The organism is Sphingomonas sp. MMS24-J13, from assembly GCF_044905095.1.
In the GTDB taxonomy this organism is placed as follows: Bacteria; Pseudomonadota; Alphaproteobacteria; order Sphingomonadales; family Sphingomonadaceae; genus Sphingomonas_I.
In genome coordinates this window covers 26208-46100 of the sequence record NZ_CP173258.1, presented here as the reverse complement: position 1 = coordinate 46100, position 19893 = coordinate 26208, and the positions used below count along the sequence as shown (strand labels likewise).

Annotated in this window: 17 protein-coding genes and 1 tRNA gene; 9 read left to right on the top strand and 9 right to left on the bottom strand. The window is 65.2% G+C overall.

All coding sequences use genetic code 11. From position 1 onward, the window contains the following. The first annotated feature begins 2 nt into the window (after positions 1-2). The 5 genes from AB4Z44_RS00225 to AB4Z44_RS00205 all read left to right on the top strand — a co-directional run bounded on the left by AB4Z44_RS00225 (position 3) and on the right by AB4Z44_RS00205 (position 3477). Positions 3-926, top strand: coding sequence for a DUF808 domain-containing protein (locus tag AB4Z44_RS00225; RefSeq protein ID WP_404712084.1), 924 nt, complete (start codon positions 3-5; stop codon positions 924-926). A gap of 18 nt (positions 927-944) precedes the next feature. Next, positions 945-1436, top strand: a complete 492-nt coding sequence (locus tag AB4Z44_RS00220) for a cupin domain-containing protein (RefSeq protein ID WP_404712083.1) — start codon at positions 945-947, stop codon at positions 1434-1436. 87 nt (positions 1437-1523) lie between these two features. Continuing rightward, the gene (moaA, locus tag AB4Z44_RS00215) at positions 1524-2546 is read left to right on the top strand and encodes a GTP 3',8-cyclase MoaA (protein ID WP_404712082.1); all 1023 of its coding nucleotides are present in this window, start codon (positions 1524-1526) and stop codon (positions 2544-2546) included. A 10-nt stretch (positions 2547-2556) separates the two neighbouring features. Beyond that, positions 2557-3333: an NAD kinase gene (locus AB4Z44_RS00210; protein ID WP_404712081.1), complete on the top strand. Its 777-nt coding sequence runs from the start codon at positions 2557-2559 to the stop codon at positions 3331-3333. Between the two features lie 69 nt (positions 3334-3402). Next, positions 3403-3477, top strand: a tRNA-Asn gene (locus tag AB4Z44_RS00205). A 723-nt stretch (positions 3478-4200) separates the two neighbouring features. On the opposite strand, the gene AB4Z44_RS00200 is transcribed toward AB4Z44_RS00205, so the two are convergent. The 4 genes from AB4Z44_RS00200 to AB4Z44_RS00185 form a co-directional block, all read right to left on the bottom strand. Then, on the bottom strand, positions 4201-6033 hold the full coding sequence (locus tag AB4Z44_RS00200; protein ID WP_404712080.1) for a hypothetical protein: 1833 nt from the start codon (positions 6031-6033) through the stop codon (positions 4201-4203). Positions 6034-6044: 11 nt separating this feature from the next. Beyond that, complete coding sequence (locus AB4Z44_RS00195; protein ID WP_404712079.1) at positions 6045-8396, bottom strand: TonB-dependent receptor domain-containing protein; 2352 nt, start codon at positions 8394-8396, stop codon at positions 6045-6047. A gap of 214 nt (positions 8397-8610) precedes the next feature. Next, positions 8611-9576, bottom strand: coding sequence for a helix-turn-helix domain-containing protein (locus AB4Z44_RS00190; RefSeq protein WP_404712078.1), 966 nt, complete (start codon positions 9574-9576; stop codon positions 8611-8613). 226 nt (positions 9577-9802) lie between these two features. Continuing rightward, a complete protein-coding gene (locus tag AB4Z44_RS00185) occupies positions 9803-10729 on the bottom strand; it encodes an amidohydrolase family protein (RefSeq protein ID WP_404712077.1) in 927 nt (308 codons plus the stop codon). A gap of 208 nt (positions 10730-10937) precedes the next feature. Between AB4Z44_RS00185 and AB4Z44_RS00180 the strand changes: the two genes are divergently transcribed. Together AB4Z44_RS00180 and AB4Z44_RS00175 are read left to right on the top strand one after the other, a co-directional pair. Continuing rightward, on the top strand, positions 10938-12098 hold the full coding sequence (locus AB4Z44_RS00180; protein ID WP_404712076.1) for an alanine racemase: 1161 nt from the start codon (positions 10938-10940) through the stop codon (positions 12096-12098). 14 nt (positions 12099-12112) lie between these two features. Continuing rightward, positions 12113-12493 (top strand): RidA family protein, encoded by a 381-nt coding sequence (locus AB4Z44_RS00175; protein ID WP_404712075.1) that lies wholly within the window; start codon positions 12113-12115, stop codon positions 12491-12493. A gap of 173 nt (positions 12494-12666) precedes the next feature. Here the strand turns inward: AB4Z44_RS00175 and AB4Z44_RS00170 are convergent, their stop codons facing one another. Beyond that, positions 12667-13821 carry a deoxyguanosinetriphosphate triphosphohydrolase gene (locus AB4Z44_RS00170; RefSeq protein WP_404712074.1) on the bottom strand — a complete coding sequence of 385 codons (1155 nt, stop codon included), beginning with the start codon at positions 13819-13821 and terminating at the stop codon, positions 12667-12669. Positions 13822-13962: 141 nt separating this feature from the next. Between AB4Z44_RS00170 and AB4Z44_RS00165 the strand changes: the two genes are divergently transcribed. Together AB4Z44_RS00165 and AB4Z44_RS00160 are read left to right on the top strand one after the other, a co-directional pair. Next, the gene (locus AB4Z44_RS00165; RefSeq protein WP_404712073.1) at positions 13963-14220 is read left to right on the top strand and encodes an ArsR/SmtB family transcription factor; all 258 of its coding nucleotides are present in this window, start codon (positions 13963-13965) and stop codon (positions 14218-14220) included. Beyond that, positions 14217-14675 carry an SRPBCC family protein gene (locus AB4Z44_RS00160; RefSeq protein ID WP_404712072.1) on the top strand — a complete coding sequence of 153 codons (459 nt, stop codon included), beginning with the start codon at positions 14217-14219 and terminating at the stop codon, positions 14673-14675. Before AB4Z44_RS00165 ends, AB4Z44_RS00160 begins: the two co-directional genes overlap by 4 nt. 22 nt (positions 14676-14697) lie before the next feature. On the opposite strand, the gene AB4Z44_RS00155 is transcribed toward AB4Z44_RS00160, so the two are convergent. The 4 genes from AB4Z44_RS00155 to ftsA form a co-directional block, all read right to left on the bottom strand. Further along, positions 14698-15525 carry a class I SAM-dependent methyltransferase gene (locus tag AB4Z44_RS00155; protein WP_404712071.1) on the bottom strand — a complete coding sequence of 276 codons (828 nt, stop codon included), beginning with the start codon at positions 15523-15525 and terminating at the stop codon, positions 14698-14700. A 24-nt stretch (positions 15526-15549) separates the two neighbouring features. Further along, positions 15550-16830: an SPOR domain-containing protein gene (locus AB4Z44_RS00150; protein ID WP_404712070.1), complete on the bottom strand. Its 1281-nt coding sequence runs from the start codon at positions 16828-16830 to the stop codon at positions 15550-15552. A 221-nt stretch (positions 16831-17051) separates the two neighbouring features. Next, positions 17052-18512 carry a cell division protein FtsZ gene (ftsZ, locus tag AB4Z44_RS00145; protein WP_404712069.1) on the bottom strand — a complete coding sequence of 487 codons (1461 nt, stop codon included), beginning with the start codon at positions 18510-18512 and terminating at the stop codon, positions 17052-17054. Between the two features lie 122 nt (positions 18513-18634). After that, positions 18635-19888, bottom strand: coding sequence for a cell division protein FtsA (gene ftsA, locus AB4Z44_RS00140; protein WP_404712068.1), 1254 nt, complete (start codon positions 19886-19888; stop codon positions 18635-18637). Between the last annotated feature and the right edge of the window lie 5 nt (positions 19889-19893).

Sequence of the window (19893 nt, the reverse complement as noted above, 5' to 3'; positions counted from 1 at the left end):
AAATGCCCTCCGGACTCGTTGCCCTGCTGGACGACATAGCCGGGATCACCAAGCTCGCCGCCGCCTCGTTGGACGACATCGGCGGTGCTGCGGCCAAAGCGGGGACCAAGGCCGTTGGCGTGGTGGTCGACGATACGGCAGTCACCCCGCGCTACGTCGTCGGCCTGTCGCCACAGCGCGAACTGCCGATCATCGCCAAGATCGCGGTCGGGTCGCTGCGCAACAAATTGCTGATCCTGCTACCGCTCGCATTGCTGCTCAGCGCGTTCGCGTCGTGGGCGATCACGCCGTTGCTGATGGTCGGCGGTGCCTATCTCTGCTTCGAGGGGGCCGAGAAGGTGATCGAGGTCATCAGCGGCAAGAGCCATGACGACGACGAGGACGCTCCCACCGACCCGGAATCGCTCGAAAAGTCGAAGGTGAGCGGCGCGGTGCGCACCGACCTGATTCTCTCGGCCGAGATCATGGCGATCGCGCTCGGCGAAGTATCGGACACGCCGATCCTGACGCAGGGGATCATCCTCGCGCTGGTCGGCATCGGCATCACGATCGGCGTCTATGGCGTGGTCGGGCTGATCGTGAAGATGGACGATATCGGGCTGCATCTGGCCCAGCGCCGCAGTACGGCCGTGCAGGCGGTCGGGCGTGGGCTCGTGACCGGCATGCCGATCCTGATGCGCGCACTGGCCATCATCGGCACCGCCGCGATGATCTGGGTCGGCGGCGGCATCCTCGTGCATGGTCTGGAGGTGCTGGGCTTCGGCTGGCCGGCGCACACGATCCATGACGTCGCCGAGGCCCTCGGACACGCCAGCGGACCGATCGGGCCGATCATCGCATGGATTGTCACCGCGACCGCCTCGGGCCTGTTCGGATTGGCGATCGGGGCCGCGATCGCGCTGATCCTGCACCGGTTCAAACATTGACGATTGGGAGGAGAGCCCATGGTAAAGCCCTTCATGAACCTCGACGAGGTCGCTTTCGACGATATCGAGGAGAACGGCCTCTACACGTCGAGCCGGGGCCAGATCAGCGATCATATCGGCGCGCGCGATCTCGGCTACAATCTCACCGTCCTGCCGCCGGGCAAGGCGCAGTGCCCATTCCACAGCCATCGCGGCGAGGAGGAGATGTTCCTCATTCTCGAGGGCGAAGGCGAATTGCGCTTCGGCGCCGAACGCTATCCGATCCGCAAGCATGACGTGATCGCCTGCCCCACCGGCGGCCCCGAAACCGCACACCAGATCATCAATACCGGTACCGAAACGATGCGTTACCTCGCGCTGTCGCGATTGGTGGATATCGAGGCGTGCGAATATCCGGACTCGAACAAGGTGCTGGTCGTTGCCGGCGAGCGCGGGCGACGCAGCCTGCGCAAGATCTTCCGCGCGGAAAATACCGTCGATTATTACGATCGCGAGCGGGATGAGGAATAAATCGCCTCACACCCACATCCGCTCATCCTGAGCAGGGCAAGCATTCGAGCCCCGCCCCTTGTCGCGGCCCGCCCCCGGCCCTAATTCGTGCGGGTGACCGAACCCGCAGCCAACGCGCTCCAGCGCCCGTTGATCGACGGCTTCGGCCGGCGAATCACCTATTTGCGGGTGTCGGTCACCGATCGATGTGACCTCCGCTGCCGCTATTGCATGTCGGAGGCGATGAGCTTCCTGCCGCGCAGCGCCATCCTGAGCCTCGAAGAGATTGCCGAAATCACGGCCGCCTTCATCGCGCGCGGCGTGCGACGCATCCGCCTGACCGGCGGCGAGCCGCTGGTGCGGCGGGGCGTGCCCGATCTGGCGCGCATGATCGGCCGCCATATCGAAACCGGCGCGCTCGACGAGCTGACGCTCACCACCAACGGCACCCGCCTGACCGAAACCGCCGACGCGCTGTTCGCGGCCGGCGTCCGGCGCATCAACGTCAGCATGGACAGCCGCGATCCCGATCGGTTCCGCCACATCACGCGCTGGGGCGATATCGCGAAAGTCCTCGACGGGATTGCCGCGGCCAAGGCGGCGGGCCTCAGGGTCAAGATCAACATGGTCGCGTTGAAGGGCCTCAACGAGGACGAGATCGAGCCGATGCTGCGCTGGTGCGCCGCGGAAGGCCATGACCTCACCCTGATCGAGACGATGCCACTCGGCATGATCGATGAGGATCGTACCGATCGCTATCTGCCGCTCGATCAGGTTCGTCGCGATCTCGAGACCCGCTGGACGCTGTCGCCGCTCCCGGATCGCACCGGCGGTCCGGCGCGCTACTTCCGTGTCGCCGAACTGGACGCCAAAATCGGCTTCATCACCCCGCTCACTGAGAATTTCTGCGCGGGCTGCAATCGCGTGCGGCTCACCGTCGAGGGCAAGCTCTACATGTGCCTTGGGCAGGAGGATCGCGTCGATCTGCGTGCGGCACTTCGCGAGGGCGGCCGTGGCGCGCTCGATGCGGCGATCGATCGCGCGATGGCCGCCAAGCCGCTCCGCCACAATTTCGAGATCGACCGGGCCAAGCCCGCCGTCCAGCGTCATATGAGCGTCACCGGCGGATGAGCGACGCGCGATGACGGTTGAACGGAGGCTGGCTCTCGCCGCCTCTTCCAGCCCGGCGGCCAAGGAGGCCGAGGCCGAACTCAAGCGGCGCTACGAATGGGTGTCGCCCAAGGATGCGGACATCGTGGTCGCGCTCGGCGGCGACGGCTTCCTGCTCCAGACGCTTCATGCGATGCTCGATCGCCATCGCCCCGTCCCCGTCTTCGGGATGAATCTCGGCACGATCGGCTTCCTGATGAACAATTGGAGCCCGGATCTGCTCGAGAACCGGCTGCTGGCTGCCAAGACGATCAGGGTGGCGCCGCTGCGAATGGACGCGATCACCGTTGATGGCAAAAAGGAGTCGATGAACGCGATCAACGAGGTCTCGCTACTACGCGAAACCCGCCAGACCGCGTGGATCGAAGTGAGCATCGACGATCGCGTCGTCCTGCCCGAACTGGTCTGCGACGGCGTACTGGTTGCCACACCAGCCGGCTCCACCGCATATAATTTCTCGGCTTACGGCCCGATCCTGCCGCTCGAATCGGCGCTGGTCGCACTGACCCCGATCAGTCCGTTCCGCCCGCGCCGCTGGCGCGGCGCGATCCTGTCCGATCGCACCCGCTTCCGCTTCCGTGTGCTCGACCCGACCAAGCGCCCGGTCAGCGCGGTCGCGGACCAGCGCGAGGTGCGCGATGTGTCCACGATCGAGGTGACTGTCGACCGCAGCAATCCGCTGACCCTGCTGTTCGATCCCGAGCATGCGCTCGACGATCGAATCACGATGGAGCAATTTGCGATCTGAATCACTTGCATACCCGGTTTTTTTCCGGTTATAGGCGCGCCCCTGCGGTGAGCACCGCAGCAAGAATGTTCCTCGATAGCTCAGCGGTAGAGCTCTCGACTGTTAATCGAGCGGCCGTTGGTTCGAATCCAACTCGAGGAGCCATTCTTCTTCAGATAAAGATCTGATTTTGCGTCAAAATCTGTTCAAATCACAGATTGACGCTCCCACGCTTACCCTCATCGCGATTCGATCGGATGCAAATCGCGACGAACGATGGCGGACGCCACGGCGCGATAAAGGCAATTCTTGCTCATCGGTGGAAGGCCATGACTAAGCGGATTGGTCCCTGCAGAAAGCTCCCCGAGGTGCTTGATCGTGTCGCCCGATCGCTAGGCCGCCTTCAGTAAGCCTAAGCCGAGCTGTCTTGCGAGTTTAATGGTTTTTCTAAGGGCGACCATCGACGACGGGTTGGTTTAGGATCAACGCCGAGGCCGGCATCTTCCTCGCCCCAACCAATCGACCTTGCCCGAGTAGCCTTGCTATCTCGAAAGCCTCCACGTCGGGATAAGTCGTTGCGGTAATGATCATCGGTCGAGGCTCGCCAAGCGCCGCAAGAGCCATCTGCGGGGGCCGCAGCCGTGCGAAATATCTGGGCGCGTCACCGTGGCGCGCTGCGCGGGCGTCATGGATCGCGACCAGCACATAGCCGACGAGCAGGACCGAATGCCGGCATCGACTGCCAGCAGTTCGTCTAAACGAAGGCCAGCCCCGCGAGCGTGAACTAGACCAGCATCGTGACCCGATCGACGCCAACGGCCATGTCGAATTGGCCAGCGTGAATTGAAGCTCCCCTAAAGGAAAGCAGGTCCACCCGGATCGGTGGCTTCAGTGGGCCGCACGTGCCTGCGCGGCGGCGGCCTTCAACGCATCGTAGCGCGGGCTCGATTCCTGATAGACCGAATCCAGTACGCCCCAATAGCCGTGGATGCTGGCGTTGCCGATATCATTGTAGATAACGACCTCGCTGCCACCCGCGGCCCCGAAATCAGCCACCATCTGCTTGTACAGGTCGCCCATGCGCGGATCGTTCATCAGTCGCTTCAGGAAATCGACGATCTCGGCGCTCTGATCGTGCGGTATGGCTTCCGCTGTCAGGTGCGCGCCTCCCTCATAAGCGATCAGCTTGAGCTTGTTGGCGGACGCCAGTTTCGAATAGAATGCATAGACCTTGGGAAGGCCCGACAACGGCAATCCGTTCGGCAGCCCTCGTCCGAAGCGCAGATGCGCGAATGCGGCGGCCATGCCGGTTTCGCCGCCCCGCGCCCAGCCTAGCAACGTCTCGAGGTCAGGTCCGGCGCGTTGCCGCCCGATATCGCCGCCGAAATAGGTGGTGATGGCGAAGGCATCGAACAATTCGGCGACGCTGCCGCGTTTCGCGCGGGCGACGCCCTCCAGCACGGACGCCGAAGTGTCCGTCCACGTCGTCTGGCAGGATAGGACCGTCATGACGCGCGCGCGATCGGCGCCGGCGAAAACCTGTTTGACGACCGACGCGACCTGCGCCGATCGCAGGCCGTACCAGGTCATCCAGCCCGGACTGTAATTCTCGGCCTTGTCGTTGTCGTCGATCTTGCCGTCACCATTCGCATCCTTGCCCCACAGGCGATTACCCTCGTGCTGGGCGATGTGGGACGCCTTGAAGCCCCAGTTCCAGACCTCGTTGGAATATTCGAAATAGGCTTTCCGGCCCGGCTTGAGCTGCGCCTTCACCAGTTCCGCCATGTGGCGCACATAATCGTCGTCCGCCAGCGTCGGAACGTTGAGCCAAAGGTTGGCGTGCGCTTCGTTGGCGAGGCGAACGGCAATCTCGAGAGGGACGCCGTTGGCACCCCAGGACATCGATGCAGGCGTCGGCCGCTTTGCCCACTCCACCGGCGCCGAACTGTTCGTATTGAGCCAGTCCATCATGCGCAGCGTGCTCCATCCGCTGACCTTCTGGAGAAAGGCGGGATTGAAGACTTCGCCTGCTGCAAAACGGGCCTGTTGATCCTCCCTGACGACATGAATGTCGTGCGGATGGTCGCGCGCGTCGATCGCATTGATGTTGACCTGCAGCAGGTGCTGGCCATCCGCGCGGGTGAAATCGAATGTGATCCGTCCCGGCTGCGTCTTGACGACGCTCGCCCCGAACAGCCTGAAAGTCGCCGTCCCCGCATAGGTCAATATGTAGCGATGGCTGACCGGCTGCGTGGGCGGATCGAGCTGAATGGCGGTCGAGATCTCACGCGCGCCCGCCGGCATCGCGACCGGATATCCGTCATTATCGGTTGCGATCGCGTCGGTCGGAATGCGCTTGCCGGCCGCGTCGACACCCACCCACGCCGAAGAAAACTTGAAGCGATCGATGAAGGAAGCATTGCTGCTCCAGAACTTGTTCTCGGTCAAGTTCATCCCGACCAAGGGATAAGTCGAACCCAGCGCAGGCCCTTGGCAATTTATCAACAGACCGAGTAAAGGCACGGCCAGGATCTGCATCAGCCGCCTGGCATGTATCGATCGAACGTCAATCATGCGCATCGGTACACTCCTACAGGGCCGCGCCGATCCATAGCCACGGGCTGCTGGATGGTCCAGCGGCCCATCGGGAGCGCCAGCCATACCGGCCTGTTTCAACGCCGGCCGGCCGAAAATACGAGCGCGCGAGACCCCGGGGGCCATGCCCCGCCGCATCACCGGAAATGCTTGCGTAGCGTGATGCGGAAGGTCCGCCCGATCGGGTTCACATAGTCTTCGGCATACGCTGCCGGCACGCCGCCATTGGCGTCATGCACCTTGGTATGCGCGCCAAGCAGATTGTCGGCCGAGAGGTTGAGGCTGCCGCGCAGGAAAGGCAGCCGGCGGGTGAGCCAATGCTGGTCCGCAAGATTGATCTGGAGCTTCAGATCGAGCGTGATGCCCTGCGTGAAGGTCAACCGCTCGGCCCCTGCCGGCCCGGCATTGGCCTTGGTCGGGCTCTGCCACATGGCACCGATGTTGGCGCTCCAAGGGCCGGTCGAGACCGTCGTCTGCAGCTCGATCTGATGGGCCGGCGTACCACCCGCATCGCTGATGATGTCGCGCCCGAGCAGATCGAGCGCCGGCAGGCCGTTGCGCAACACGACCGCATCCTGGAAGCGCCACGTATCGTAGAGCGCGATCTGGAACTGGTCGCGCGATGGCGGCTTGTTCGGATCGACCGCCGCCCCCGTCTTGTTGGGCCATGCCTTGCCGAAATCGGTCGAATAGTTGAGCCCCCAGCGTATTTGCTGGCGGTTGCGGCTGACCAGGTTGACCGGGCTCACGTCCAGCCCCGTCAGATAGCCGTTGGCGATCGTGAACCGCTGGGGGAAAGCCGCGATCGTGGCGGCGGTTGCGGCGGTGATATTGACGACCGGATTGCGCGTATGATCGAGCGAATATTCGGCTGAAAGTTGCAGATCCCTGGTGCGGAACGGACTGACCTGCAGCCGGACGCGCGCCGTCCGCGAGGTTTCGTGATCGAGCGCGCCATTGCCGCCCTCGATCCGCTGCCCGATCGTGGTGGTGCCGGTCACGAAATCATATTCGCGCAGATTGGGCGTGACGAGTTGCGCCTGGCCGAGTTGGAGCAAGCTGGGTGCCTGCTCGGTCCGGCTGATGGTCGCGAGGATGTTGACCGGCTGGACCGGCTCCCATTCCAGCGAAGCACCGGCGGTGGTGAGCGTGCCGAAATCGGACACGCGCCGCACATCCCCGTTGATGCCGGCCGAAACCTTGCCGACGCCCGAATCGCGCGCCAGCAGGGGGAAGTCGATATTGCCCTGCACGCTGCCCTGATTGCGGGTACGATCGACCGATTGCACGGCGGACGAAGATTCGCTGCGAATGCCGGAAAAAGCAAAGCCCGTGCGGAACGCGGTGGTGACGGCGCCCGCGGGAAGCGAGAACAGGCTGCCGTTGAGATAGAAATCGCCCGTCGCCTGGCGCGTGTTGGTGGAAACGCAGCCGGCATCGCCGATGCCGCAGCGATCGCCCAGCAGATCGGGTGACGGTAGCGGGGTAGCGCCGATCGGGCCGGCGACGAACGCGTCGGCGGTGCGGGTCAGACGCGTCGTGTCTTCCAGATTGCCGATGAAGGACCAGCGCCAGCTATCGACCTTCCCGTTGAGCGTCAGGTTGGTCTGCGCATCGGCGGTCTGGTCGATGCGCTTGAGCGGGCCGGTCACGAGATTGGACAGGCCTTCGGCGGCAAGCAGATCGCCATCCTCGCTCGACAGCCCCGGCCGGCTGTCGAGCGCATCGAGATCGAGCCGGGCGGTGAACTCGGCATTCACCTCGCCGATCTTCTGGGTGATCGATCCGCTCGACGTCAGATGATCATGCTGCGCCGTCAGCGTATGGCGCGGGATCACCGCGTCCGCCGGCGCATTCGGGCCCGGCAAAGTGCTATCGGCGAAGATCGCATCCTCGTGGCTGAAATCGAGCGCGAGGTTCCAGTGCGAATTCTCGCCGATGCGAATGAGATCGAGCTTGGCGCGATAGAGGCCGCGGCCACTTTCCGGCGCCGCCGTGTAGCGCCCGAGCAAGGTGAGCGCGCGATAATTGTCACGCAGCACGACGTTCACGACCTTCTGGTCGAGCCCATAGCCATATTCGAGCGCGACCTTGGGCGGGAAGATCTCGATCCGGCGGACGGTTTCGGGCGGGAAATCCTTGATCGAGGCGAAACCCGCGATGCGCTGGCCGTTGACCAGCACGATCGGCGGATTGCCCTGCTTGGCCGCTTTGGTCGGCGTATCGCCGATTTCCGGGGCGAGATCGCGGAACACCTCGGTCAGGTCGGCCGCGCCAAGCGCCTTGATCGCGGTACTGTTGAGGGTGACCTCGGGCTTGACCTCGGTTGCCACAGCACCCTTCTGGCGGTGACCGACGACCAGGATCTCGTCCTGTGCCTCCTTGACGGCTTCGGCGGTATCGGCAGCGGCGATCGCGTCCTTCCTGGGCGCCGGAGACGCTGCGTCCTGCGCCTGCCCCGTCGCCGGATACAGGCTACACAGGAGCAAAAGCGCCGTCCCTGCGCGAGCGACCGCAGCCAGCTTACCCCGACGCCGACCCTTCACACGTGAAACTCCGCCTCGCTGCCGTCGTCAACATGGTGCAGCCAGATCGGCAGCTACGGCGTCAGAAAGCGCGCCCCATGCGAGCCCCTACATGGCTGCAAGATGTACAAATTGGCGGTGTCCGGCTTCCTTCCCGAGCTTGTCTTGGGAAGGGCACTCAATCCAGCCCCTGCCGCCGGTAATCGCGTGGGGCGACCCCGAACTGGTCGCGGAAGCTGTGCGTGAAGTGCGCTGCGCTGTTGAAGCCCCAGGAGAAAGCGATCTCGGTCAGCGTGTGCCCGTTCCAGGCCGGATTGCGCATCTGGCGGGCGCATTCCTCGAGCCGGCGGCGCAGGATGTAGGCCGACATCTTCTCGCCAGAAACCGAGAAGACGGTGCGCAGGTAACGCGGGCTGAGACGCAGGCCGGTCGCGATCGAGGCCTGGCTGAGTTGCGGATCGCGCAGATTGTCCTCGATGTACCGGACGATATCGCTCTGGCGCTGCCAGGCCACCGCCGATCCGCGCGAGATGCTTTCGAAGCCCATCGTATAGGACATCGAAATCATCTCGAGCAGGTAGCGCGCAACGCGATCCTCATAGGCGGCGCTGCCCCTTGCGACCTGTTCGCTCAGCGACTGCACCATCGCCGCGACCGTGCTGGTGAAGCCGACAGCGCGGCCCAGCTGAAGGCCGCAAAACTGCTCGGGGGTCGGCAGATATTCGCGCAGCACATCGGGCTGGACGCGTACCATGATCGTGGTCGCCTCCGCCTTCGTGACAAAATAGTGCGGCAGCCCGGTATCGACGAGGATGAAATCGCCCTCGGCGAGTTGGGCCTCATGCCCGCAATGCTGGAAAATGCTGCTGCCCTTTGCCTGCAGCAGGAAGGAATAGAGCCGCGGGGCGCTGCGGCTGATGTGCCGCCGGCTACGCTCGACGCTGTAGCAATCCGCCTGAAGCTTGGCCAAACGCACCGGACCGAGCTGGCCGATGCTGAGCTCGGCATCGAATGGCCGGTTGCTGTTGTGCGGATCACTGCAGGCGAATTCCACCTTGCTCATGCTCTGCGCGTACAAGGCGTTCCACGCAGCGATACGCCCCACAGTGGGCAGGCCAGCCGTGCTGTACCGTTCCATAGCCATCACTCCCCCCAAGGGCCCCCTGCTTATATACCCGGGCGGCCGGCACGATCCGCGCACCGGATCGCATAGGATCCGGTCGCATCGGGTCGGAGGTGTGTCAACGACTGCGTATCGTCTAGCGATACACTGTGTAAAAATCAGGGTTCTGCCCGCGCCAGGAACGATCGGCAGATTTTACTGGCGTCATTGTCGGCGTGGCGTGGTTTGCCGAACCGACCGATCCTGATCAACTCCCGGGCCCAGTGTAGATGCGGGCGGCATTGTCGTGGAGAAACAAGGCGCGTTCGTCGGGCTTCAGCAGATCCGCCGCCGCTCGCGCGATCGCGACCTTCTCGGGATAGGACCAGCGCACGCTCTGGCCGACGTCCGATCCCCAGACGAGCCGTTCCGCACCGAACCGGTCGGCCAGCCGACGGATCATCCGCGCAGGTGAATGGCCTGCGTCGTCGAGACGCTCGAAATTGATCTCGGTGAGCTTGAAGAAGACGTTCGGGCAATCGGCGAAGATGCTTACGATGCCGTCGATCCCGAAATCGGGAGGTCCCGGCATTGCGATCGTGCGGCCCTGCGAGGCGGCGAATTCCATCTCGTAATTGCTGGCGGCGTACGGCGTGCCGACATGATCGATCAGGATCGGGAGATGCGGGTACATCTGCGCGATCATCTTCAGCGCGGGGAGCGCGTAGGTGACATGATCCTGAAAAAAGATCAGCGTCATCGCCACATTCAAATCGGCGCACGCCCGCCACACCGCCATCGCGCTGGGCGAGTTCATCCACGCCGTATCCAGATGATAAGGCCGCGTCGCCGCCATGCGGAAGCCACGCACCCTATCGTTGCGCACCATGTCGCGAAAACGATCCGGGGTTTGATGATCCTGCGTGTCGAGGATCACCACCGGCAGGAGGCGGCCGGGATGGGCTCGGGCGGAATCGATGATGTAGCTATTGTCATAGCCATAGATGTGCCCGCGCTGGACGACGCAGGCAGTCGGCACGTCATATTCATCCATCAGCGCGATCAGCGCCTCGGCGGTAACCGTATAATCGGGCCGGTCGGGCACCGGCAGATCGGCGCTCCAGGCGCGCGTGGGATAGGACGCCCAATCGTCCGAGATCAGGTGTGCGTGCGTATCGAACAGTGGAATCGTCATGCCGTTGCGCCCGCCAAAAATCGCCGGATCAGCCAGCGCTCTCGTTCGCCCATCTGGTCCCCTCCCCGCTCTCGCCTTCTCGTCAGGCCGTCACATTCGCATTGAGGCGATTGCGCTATGCGGCAGGAGACGGCGAAGCTTGCGCGATTGGGCGCTAGCTTTTGCCCCACCACCGGGGGCATGGCCTCGCACAGCAGAGGAGATCGTGATGGATGACGGAACCGAGCCGAACAGCCGATCGCTGGCGATGCTCGAAACGCCGTGCCTCATCCTCGACGCCGCGAAGATGCGGCGCAACATCGCCCGCATGGCAGCGCACATCGCGCCGTTCGGGGTCTCTTTGCGCCCCCACCTCAAGACGGCCAAATCGATCGCGGTGGCGCGCGCCGTCATGGCATCACCCCAAGGCCCCGCCACCGTATCGACGCTGATGGAAGCCGAGCAATTCGCGGCCGGCGGCGTGCGCGACATCATCTATGCGGTCGGCGTCGCACCGGCCAAGCTCGATCGTGTCATCGCGCTGCGTCGGCAGGGCGTGGATCTGGCGATCATCCTCGATACGGTCGAACAGGCCGAGGCGGTCGCGGCGGCCTCGCGCGCGGCCGGGTTACGCATCCCGACCCTGATCGAAATCGACAGCGACGGCCATCGCGGCGGGGTGGGGCCGGCCGAGCCCGACCGGATCGTCGCCATCGGCCGGATCCTTGCCGGGGATGCCGAACTGCGCGGCGTGCTGACCCATGCCGGTGAAAGCTATGGTTCACGCACACCCGAACAGCTGCGCGACTGGGTCGAAATCGAGCGCAACGCCGCCGTTTCGGCCGCTCGAACGCTGCGGGCCGCCGGCCTGCCGTGCCCGGTGGTGAGCGTCGGATCGACCCCGACCGCGCTCGGCGCGGTCGATATGACCGGCGTAACCGAGGTACGCGCGGGCGTGTTCGTCTTCTTCGATCTGGTGATGGCCGGAATTGGCGTGTGCACGGTGGACGAGATCGCGCTGTCGGTGCTTGCCACCGTGGTCGGGCACCAGCGCGAAAAGGGCTGGATCCTGATCGACGCCGGCTGGATGGCGATGTCGCAGGACCGGGGCACGGCCAAACAGGCGATCGATCAGGGACATGGCGTGGTCTGCGATCTGCTGGGGCGCCCTTATCCCGACCTGATCGTGTCGGCCGCCAACCAGGAGCATGGCACGGTCACGATCCGGCCCGGATCGAACGCCACCCTGCCCGATCTGGCGATCGGCGATCGCGTGCGCATCCTGCCCAACCATGCCTGCTCGACTGCCGCGCAGCACGGGCGTTATCATGTCGTCGAGGGCGAAAGCGACGCGGTGCAGGCCGAATGGCTCCGCTTCGGCGGGTGGTGACGATGGAGAGCGATATGAAAGCGATCAGCACCGACAAGGCACCGCGGCCCGCCGGCCATTATTCGCAAGGCATGATCGGCGGCGGCACCCTCTACATTTCGGGACAGCTGCCGACCACGCCCGAAGGCAGGGTGCTGCATGACGAAAGCTTCGCCGCGCAGGCGCGCGCGGCGATCGGCAATATGCTCGCGATCCTCGCGGCCGGCGGCGGCACACCCGACCGGCTGGTGCGCGTGACGGCCTACATTGTCGATGTCGCCAACTGGCCGGTGTTCAATCAGGTCTATGCGGAGCTGCTCGGCGACGCCAAGCCCGCACGCACTGTCGTGCCGGTACCGCATCTGCATCATGGGGCGCTGGTCGAAGTGGATGCCGTGGCGGTTCTTGCAGATTGACCGCGGCGGCCCCAGCGGAGGCGGAGCCAAAATAAATTTTTCGATTCGTCGTACAATCAGTGAGGTGAGGGGCGATCGCTGACGTCAAGCTGTCGTCGGCTCCCCCCGGATGCCGGCGGCGCCTCGCCCAGGTTAACCCCCCGGTTTCTGGGCGAGGCGTCAATGACGCCTTATCAGGCGCCCTCGGGCATCTCCACCGGGCCGACCACCTCGCGATAGCGCGCGACCGCATAGCGATCGGTCATGCCCGCGATGAAATCGCCGATATGGCGCGTTCGGCCGGGTTCGTCGGTAGGAAGCGCATCGCGCCAGCGATCGGGCAACAGGGTCGGCTCGGCCAGATAGGCCTGCGCCAGCCCGGCAATGATGCCGCCGGCCTGCTCTGCAACCTCGAGCTGGCGCGGATGATGGTAGAGGCGGGCATACATGAAACGCTTGAGCACGCGTTCGGCCATCGCCATTTCTTGCGTAAAGCCGATCAACGGCCCGGATGCGGCGTGCACGTCCGCAATCGTCGCCGGCGCGGCGGCGGCGATACGGCGACGGCTCTCTTCGATCAGATCCGCCACCATCATGCCGATCTGATCGCGGACCAGCTCACCCGTCAGGCGTTCGGGAGGGATACCAGGCCAGTTTCTGCGCACGCCATCCCACGCTTGCGCCACCAGCGGTACCGTCAGCGCGTCCTCCACCGTCAGCAGCCCGGCGCGGATGCCATCGTCGATATCATGATTGTCATAGGCGATATCGTCCGCCAGCGACGCGACCTGCGCCTCCAGGCTCGGCTGGCCGAGCAGGTCGAGCGGCCATTCGGCATCGATCTCGGCCAGCGCCCATGGCGGATCGAGCACCGGGCCGTTGTGCTTGGCGAGCCCCTCGAGCGTCTCCCATGTCAGGTTGAGCCCGGCATGATGTGGGTATTGCGATTCCAGCCGGGTGAGGATGCGCAGCGTATGCGCATTGTGATCGAAGCCGCCGGCTTTCCCCATCGCCCGCTTGAGCGCGGACTCGCCCGAATGGCCAAACGGGGGGTGGCCGATATCGTGGGCCAGGCACAAAGCCTCGGTCAGATCCTCGTTGAGCCCGAGCGCACGCGCGATCGTCCGCCCGATCTGGGCCACTTCGAGGCTGTGCGTCAGGCGCACCCGGAAATGATCGCCATCCGGCGCGACGAACACCTGCGTCTTGTGGCGCAATCGCCGGAACGCGATCGAATGGACGATCCGGTCGCGATCGCGCTGAAACGCGTCGCGCGGGCCGCTCGAAGGACTGGGATGGAGCCGCCCACGGCTGTGCGCCGGCTCGGTGGCATATGGGGCGAGCACCATAGGAAGGCGATGGCGCGCGCAGCGGCAAAAGTCGAGCAGGAGTTCGCTTGACTCTATGTAAGTAAAAACTTACCGTAAGTCATGGCTAACGGAGAATCAGCTCTTGCGGCACTCGCCGATCCGACGCGGCGGGCAATTTTCATGAGGCTCGCGGAGCGCCCGCAAGCCGTAGGCGAGCTTGCGGCCGGCATGCCGGTATCGCGCCCGGCGGTTTCGCAGCATCTGCGCGCGCTCAAGGAAGCCCAGCTCGTGATCGACGAGGCCGCCGGCACACGCCGCATCTACCGGCTCGATCCGCGCGGGATCGGGCTGATGCGCGATTGGCTCGACCGCCATTGGAGCCAGGCGCTTACCGCTTTCCAGTCATTCGCCGACGAACAGGAGGATTTGAGGCCATGACGATCGCCCCGATACGCCGATCTTTCCCGGTCAAGGCGCCGCCCGAACGGGCTTTCGCCTTGTTCGCCGAGCGGATGCACGATTGGTGGCCGCGCAGCCACAGCATCGCCACCGAGCCGCGAGTAGCGATCGTGATGGAGCCAAGGGCGGACGGCCGCTGGTATGAGGTGGGCAATGCCGGGACGGAATGCGATTGGGGCAAGGTACTGGCGTGGGAGCCGCCACATCGGCTGCTACTGGCATGGCAGCTGACCGGCGAATGGAAATATGATCCCGAATTCGTGACCGAGGTGGAAGTCGGATTCGCCCCCGACGGGACCGGCACGATGGTCACGTTCGAGCATCGCGATCTCGAACGGTTCGGGGCGAACGCCGCGGCGGTCGCCGATCAGCTGCGAAACGGCTGGCCGGGCATTCTCGAACTATATGCTGCGCTCGCGGCGGGTGAGGTGTGAAAACCTTCCCGCACCGGGGACCTTAAGCGAAGGCGGTCCAGATCCAGCCGGACGCGGGGAAAGCGACCCTGTTGCCGTCGCGGTGCCGCTCGACCACCTCGCGCAGCCGTTCGACAAGCTGCGGACGCCTCTCCGGTGCCGCCCGCGCGATAAAAGATGCGGCCGGGCCGATCAAAGTGAAGGTTCGGACAGCGTCGCCCACCGGATCGTCGCCTTCCCCCGCCAGATAGGCATAATCAACGGGCTGGGGCCGAATATCCCTCCAGCCCGTCGTGGCGAGCAGATCGGTCGTGAACCCCTCGTCGGCGAAGGCGAACGGGCTGGGCGCGTAGCCGGCGGCCGGCACCGGCGGGCTGCCGGTGATGGCGGCGATCAAATCGTAGGTCCACGCGTTGCGCGCCATTTCGCGCATGCAGGAAAAGACGATCGGCGCACCGGGCTTGGCGGCCCGATGCAGCCGGACGAAGGCGGCAACGGGATCGTCGAAGAACATGACGCCATGCCGCGAGATCAGCAGATCGAATGGCGAAGGCGCCGTGAACCGTTCGATATCGCCGGCCTCGAATCGCACATTGGGAATCCCCGCCGCGCGTTGTTCCGCAACCGCGATCGACTGCGCCGCGATATCGATGCCGAGCACGTCAAGATCGGGATGGCGCCTGGCCAGTCCGAAGGTGGTGATCCCAGCGCCGCAGCCGATGTCGAGCGCGGTTCCGGGTCCCGCCGGCGCCACCCGATCGATCGCGGCATCGAGCGCGACCGTCAGTTCGGCAAAGGTCCGATCGGTGCGGCGCCATTCCTCGGCCCACACGTCACCGACATTGGTGGCCCATTCGCGCCCGCTCGTCATCGGCGATGCCTCCCCTTTCCTGGGTCAGTTGACCCGCTCGACCTCGTCACCCGCAGCAGTTTCGACGCGGAAGGTCGAGAAGCCCTCCTTCTTGCGCTCGGTCACCCAATCCTGCGCCGCGTCGGACGAAGGGAAGGGCCCGATCAGCAGCCGGTTGGTATGGCGATAATGTATGGTCCAGGGCGAACGCCCCGAAAGCTGGTTGCCCCATTTGCCCTTGAGCTTGGCCCATTCCTTGCCGAGGTCACGCTTGTTGGCGCCGCCTGCCACCTGCACCCAGTGGCGGGCGGGATTGCGCTTGGCCACAGCCTCGCGCTGGCGCTCCTTCTTCTCCTTGGCGGCAGCTGCGGCAGCGAGCCGGCGGGAGCGGGCATCCATGCGCTGGGGCGGCGGCGCCGCGACCGGCTCGGGCGGCGGAGTCGCCTGGGCGACCGCGACCGGCGGGGGCGGCGGCGCGGACGCCTTGTCGGGACCGAGCATGCCGCGATCGATCGGGATACGCGGGGCGCTGGCGGTCTGTCTGGGTGGTGGCACGGCATCGCCCTCGCCCGGGAAACGTCCGAGATGGATCGCGGCGGCCTTGTCGGCGGCCTTGAGCGCAGCCAGGCGCGGCAAATAGGGCGCGAGCGCCGCAACCTGATCGGCCGGCATCACCAACGCCGCCCCGGCCTGTGCCTCGGCCGCGTCGCCGGTCAGCGCAAAGACGAACGCGCGCGCACGCCAGGCCGGCACATCCTGCTTGCGCAGCAGCGGATCGAGCGTCGCCATCGCGGTCGCGCGATCGCCGCTGATCGCCTGGCTGAGCGCAAGGCGCCGCGTTATCTCGTCATTCGGTCCGTTACGCAGGGCAAGCAGGTAATCGGCCTGTGCCCGCTTGGGGTTGCCGCGCAGATCGTAAGCGAGGCCCCGCTCGGCTGCGATCGACGCCGGGGGAACCCCGAGCTCGACCGCTTCCCCGAACAGGCGTAGCGCCGATCGCGCATCGCCCTTCTCGAGCATGGTCGAAGCCAGCCCGGCCTTGACCTGCCCGTTCTTAGGATTGAGCGCATCTGCGCGGGCGAGAAAGCCGGCGGCGGCATTCATGTCACCAACCGCCAGCGCCGCCTTGCCGGCACCGACCAATGCTTCGACGTTATCGGGCTTGGCGGCGAGGATCCGCAGGTAACGCGATAGCGCCTCGGGCTGATCGCCATGCGCAGCAGCGTCGCGCGCTTGGGATAGCGCGTCGGGCGCGACCACGGGCGGCGGCGTGACGGGGATGGTGGGGCCTTCTTCCTGAGGCGACGAGGCTTGCGCAGGCGGCATGCTCGGCTGCGGCTGAGCGACCTGCGGCGTCTGCGCCATCGCAGCGGACGCGGCAAAAAAGGCCACTAGGACGAGGGGACGGTTTATCGAGGAGATGCGCACGGGCCGGTGACATGCCCGATGTTGCGCAAGTTGCAAGAGGTGCTGGAAAGCGCCTCGCCAGAGCGTGGCCGCGCGGCGACGAGCAAGCCCCCTCCCCCGAAGGGAGAGGGGGTCGTCCATTACTGATTATTCTGCCGGTTCAAAAACCGCGGGATATCGAGCGGATCGCGCGTGCCCTCATCCTCGGCCTCATCGTCCGCCGCCGGCTTGGCGCCGCGCGCCATGCTCGACATGCGCTCGAACAGGGTACCGCCGTCGCGATTGACGCGCGGAGCGACGCGCGGCGCGGGCGCCGCCTCCTCCTCGTCATCGTCCAGCCAGCGGCGCGGGCCCGAGCGACCGGCCTTGGGCTCGAATGCCGGGATCTGCTCATGCTCGGCGGGTGCCGCGGTCACATGTGGAGTCTCGCCCAGAACGAGTTCATCCTCATCTGGTTCAGCGGATACAGCCGGCGCGACTGCCGGAGCGAGAAGATCAGCACGCGTTTCCGCCACTGGCGCAGGCGCGGGTGCAGGAGCAGCGCCGCTGCTTGATTCAGAGCCGGGCGTGCGAACTTCGGTACGGCTGCGGGGTGGAAAGCTGAACGACTTGGTCGGCTCGGGCGCCGTGCGCGCCTCGGCTTCGATGCCTGTTGCGACGACAGACACGCGAATCCGACCTTCCAGATCGTTGTTGAAGGCAGACCCCCAGATGATGTTGGCATCAGGATCGACCAGATCCTTGATGTGGTTGGCCGCTTCATCGACTTCGAGCAGGCGCATATCCTCGCCGCCGGTGATCGAGACGATCACGCCCTTGGCGCCCTTCATGCTGACGCCGTCGAGCAAGGGATTGGCGATCGCCTTCTCCGCCGCTTCGATCGCGCGATTGTCGCCCGATGCCTCGCCTGTGCCCATCATGGCCTTGCCCATTTCGGACATGACCGAGCGGACGTCGGCGAAGTCGAGGTTGATCAGGCCGGGCATGACCATCAGATCGGTGATGCCGCGCACGCCCTGCTGCAGCACCTGATCCGCCATCTGGAACGCCTCCTTGAAGGTGGTGTTCGGGTTGGCGATCAGGAACAGATTCTGGTTGGGGATGACGATCAGCGTGTCGACATGCTTCTGCAGCTCGGCGATGCCGGCCTCGGCCGACTTCATCCGGCGATTGCCTTCGAAGCTGAACGGCTTGGTGACGACGCCGACGGTCAATATGCCCTTCTCGCGCGCCGCCTTGGCGATGACCGGGGCCGCGCCGGTGCCGGTGCCGCCGCCCATGCCGGCGGCGATGAAGCACATATGCGCGCCTTCGAGCATCTTCTCGACCTGATCGAGCGTCTCTTCGGCCGCAGCGCGGCCGATCTCGGGCCGCGAGCCGGCACCCAGGCCCTGCGTGATCTTCATGCCGAGCTGGATGCGGCTTTCGGCGGGACTCGCGTTGAGCGCCTGCGCATCGGTGTTGGCGACGAGGAAGTCGACGCCCTGCACATCGGACGCGATCATGTTGGCGATGGCGTTACCGCCTGCCCCGCCGACGCCGATCACGCTGATGCGCGGCTTCAGCTCCTCGACTTCGGGCCTCATGAATTCGATCGCCATCCAAAATCTCCTTGTCGGTGCAAAACGACGCACCGAATGTCACCAAATTGCCCCAACCGATTCACGCATGCACGCGCTTTTTTGAAACAATCGGCCGGGGGGCCATGTTCTCCACAACCTTTTCAATAGCTACTCTTCACCGCAGCAAGCAGGCGCTGGACCATATTGGTGGGCGAAAGCCGCACGATCGCCTGGCCGGGCGAGGGCTGACGCAGGTCGACCGGATCGGAAGCGGCGAACAGAACCAAACCCGCCAGCGTCGAGAAACCCATGCCCGAATGCGCCTCGGGCAGGCCGATCAACCCGCGCGGGCGACCGACGCGGACCGCGCGGCCGAGCACGCCTTGCGCATAATCGGCGATGCCCTTCAATTCGGCGCCACCGCCGGTGAGGACCAGCCGGCGTGCGATCGGGCCGGTGAAGCCCAGGGCCTTCAACGCCTCCTCGATCGCGGCAAACCAATGTTCGAGCCGCTGGCGGATTACCGCGATCAATTGCGCGCGGCTGATGCGGACGGGTTCGGCCCCCTCCTCCCCCACGATCGGCGCGACCTCGATCATTTCGTGGTTGTCGCGCGGCGAGGTCTGGGCGCTGCCGTGGAAACATTTGAGCCGCTCGGCCTGGGCGCGGCGGGTGCCGAACGCGCTGGCAATGTCATCGGTGATCTCGCCCGCACCGATCGGTAGCGAGGCCAGGCCGACCAGCAACCCGCCGGCGTGAAGCGAGACGTTGGTGACGCCGCCGCCAAGCTCGACCAGCGCGACACCGAGTTCGCGTTCTTCCTCGGTGAGGCACGCCATCGCGGTGGCCACCGGCGAGGCGACGATCGATTTCACCGCGAGATGCGCCGAGCGGACACACAAATCGAGATTGCGGACCGGGGAAGGGTCGGCCGAGACGATATGGATATCGACTCCCAGCCGTTCGGCATGGAGCCCGCGCGGGTTACGCACACCCTTGAGCCCGTCGAGCGTGTAGAGCGCGGGCTGGGCGTGGAGCACCTCGCGTCCCTTGGGATCGATCGAACGGCGGCCCGCCTCGAGCAGGTTGGCGACGTCGCCTTCGGCGATGCGCTGTCCGCCCAGTTCGACCTCGACCGAGGCGACATCCGAATAGAGCCCGCCCGCCGAAAAGCTGACCCACACCTCCTCGATATTGGTGCGCGCGATCCGTTCGGCCTGTTCGACCGCCTCGCGGATCGCATGCTCGGTGCGCTCCATATCAACGACGAGGCCATGCTTGACCCCGCGGCTTTCGCGCTGGCCGGTGCCGAGCACCTGGAGCCCGCCCTCGGTCGGCTGGGCGATGACAGCGGCCACCTTCGACGATCCGATATCGACCGCCGTGATCAAACCTTCCGTCCGCGCCTGTGCCATCTTAC

Bases quoted from the DNA above. Each gene is read 5' to 3' on its own strand.
- AB4Z44_RS00225 (WP_404712084.1), top strand. From the start codon at position 3: ATGCCCTCCGGACTCGTTGCCCTGCTGGACGACATAGCCGGGATCACC.
- AB4Z44_RS00220 (WP_404712083.1), top strand. From the start codon at position 945: ATGGTAAAGCCCTTCATGAACCTCGACGAGGTCGCTTTCGACGATATC.
- AB4Z44_RS00210 (WP_404712081.1), top strand. From the start codon at position 2,557: ATGACGGTTGAACGGAGGCTGGCTCTCGCCGCCTCTTCCAGCCCGGCG.
- AB4Z44_RS00200 (WP_404712080.1), bottom strand. From the start codon at position 6,033: ATGGCCCCCGGGGTCTCGCGCGCTCGTATTTTCGGCCGGCCGGCGTTG.
- AB4Z44_RS00190 (WP_404712078.1), bottom strand. From the start codon at position 9,576: ATGGCTATGGAACGGTACAGCACGGCTGGCCTGCCCACTGTGGGGCGT.
- AB4Z44_RS00185 (WP_404712077.1), bottom strand. From the start codon at position 10,729: ATGACGATTCCACTGTTCGATACGCACGCACACCTGATCTCGGACGAT.
- AB4Z44_RS00180 (WP_404712076.1), top strand. From the start codon at position 10,938: ATGGATGACGGAACCGAGCCGAACAGCCGATCGCTGGCGATGCTCGAA.
- AB4Z44_RS00175 (WP_404712075.1), top strand. From the start codon at position 12,113: ATGAAAGCGATCAGCACCGACAAGGCACCGCGGCCCGCCGGCCATTAT.
- AB4Z44_RS00170 (WP_404712074.1), bottom strand. From the start codon at position 13,821: ATGGTGCTCGCCCCATATGCCACCGAGCCGGCGCACAGCCGTGGGCGG.
- AB4Z44_RS00165 (WP_404712073.1), top strand. From the start codon at position 13,963: ATGAGGCTCGCGGAGCGCCCGCAAGCCGTAGGCGAGCTTGCGGCCGGC.
- AB4Z44_RS00160 (WP_404712072.1), top strand. From the start codon at position 14,217: ATGACGATCGCCCCGATACGCCGATCTTTCCCGGTCAAGGCGCCGCCC.
- AB4Z44_RS00155 (WP_404712071.1), bottom strand. From the start codon at position 15,525: ATGACGAGCGGGCGCGAATGGGCCACCAATGTCGGTGACGTGTGGGCC.
- AB4Z44_RS00150 (WP_404712070.1), bottom strand. From the start codon at position 16,830: ATGCCGCCTGCGCAAGCCTCGTCGCCTCAGGAAGAAGGCCCCACCATC.
- ftsZ (WP_404712069.1), bottom strand. From the start codon at position 18,512: ATGGCGATCGAATTCATGAGGCCCGAAGTCGAGGAGCTGAAGCCGCGC.
- ftsA (WP_404712068.1), bottom strand. From the start codon at position 19,888: ATGGCACAGGCGCGGACGGAAGGTTTGATCACGGCGGTCGATATCGGA.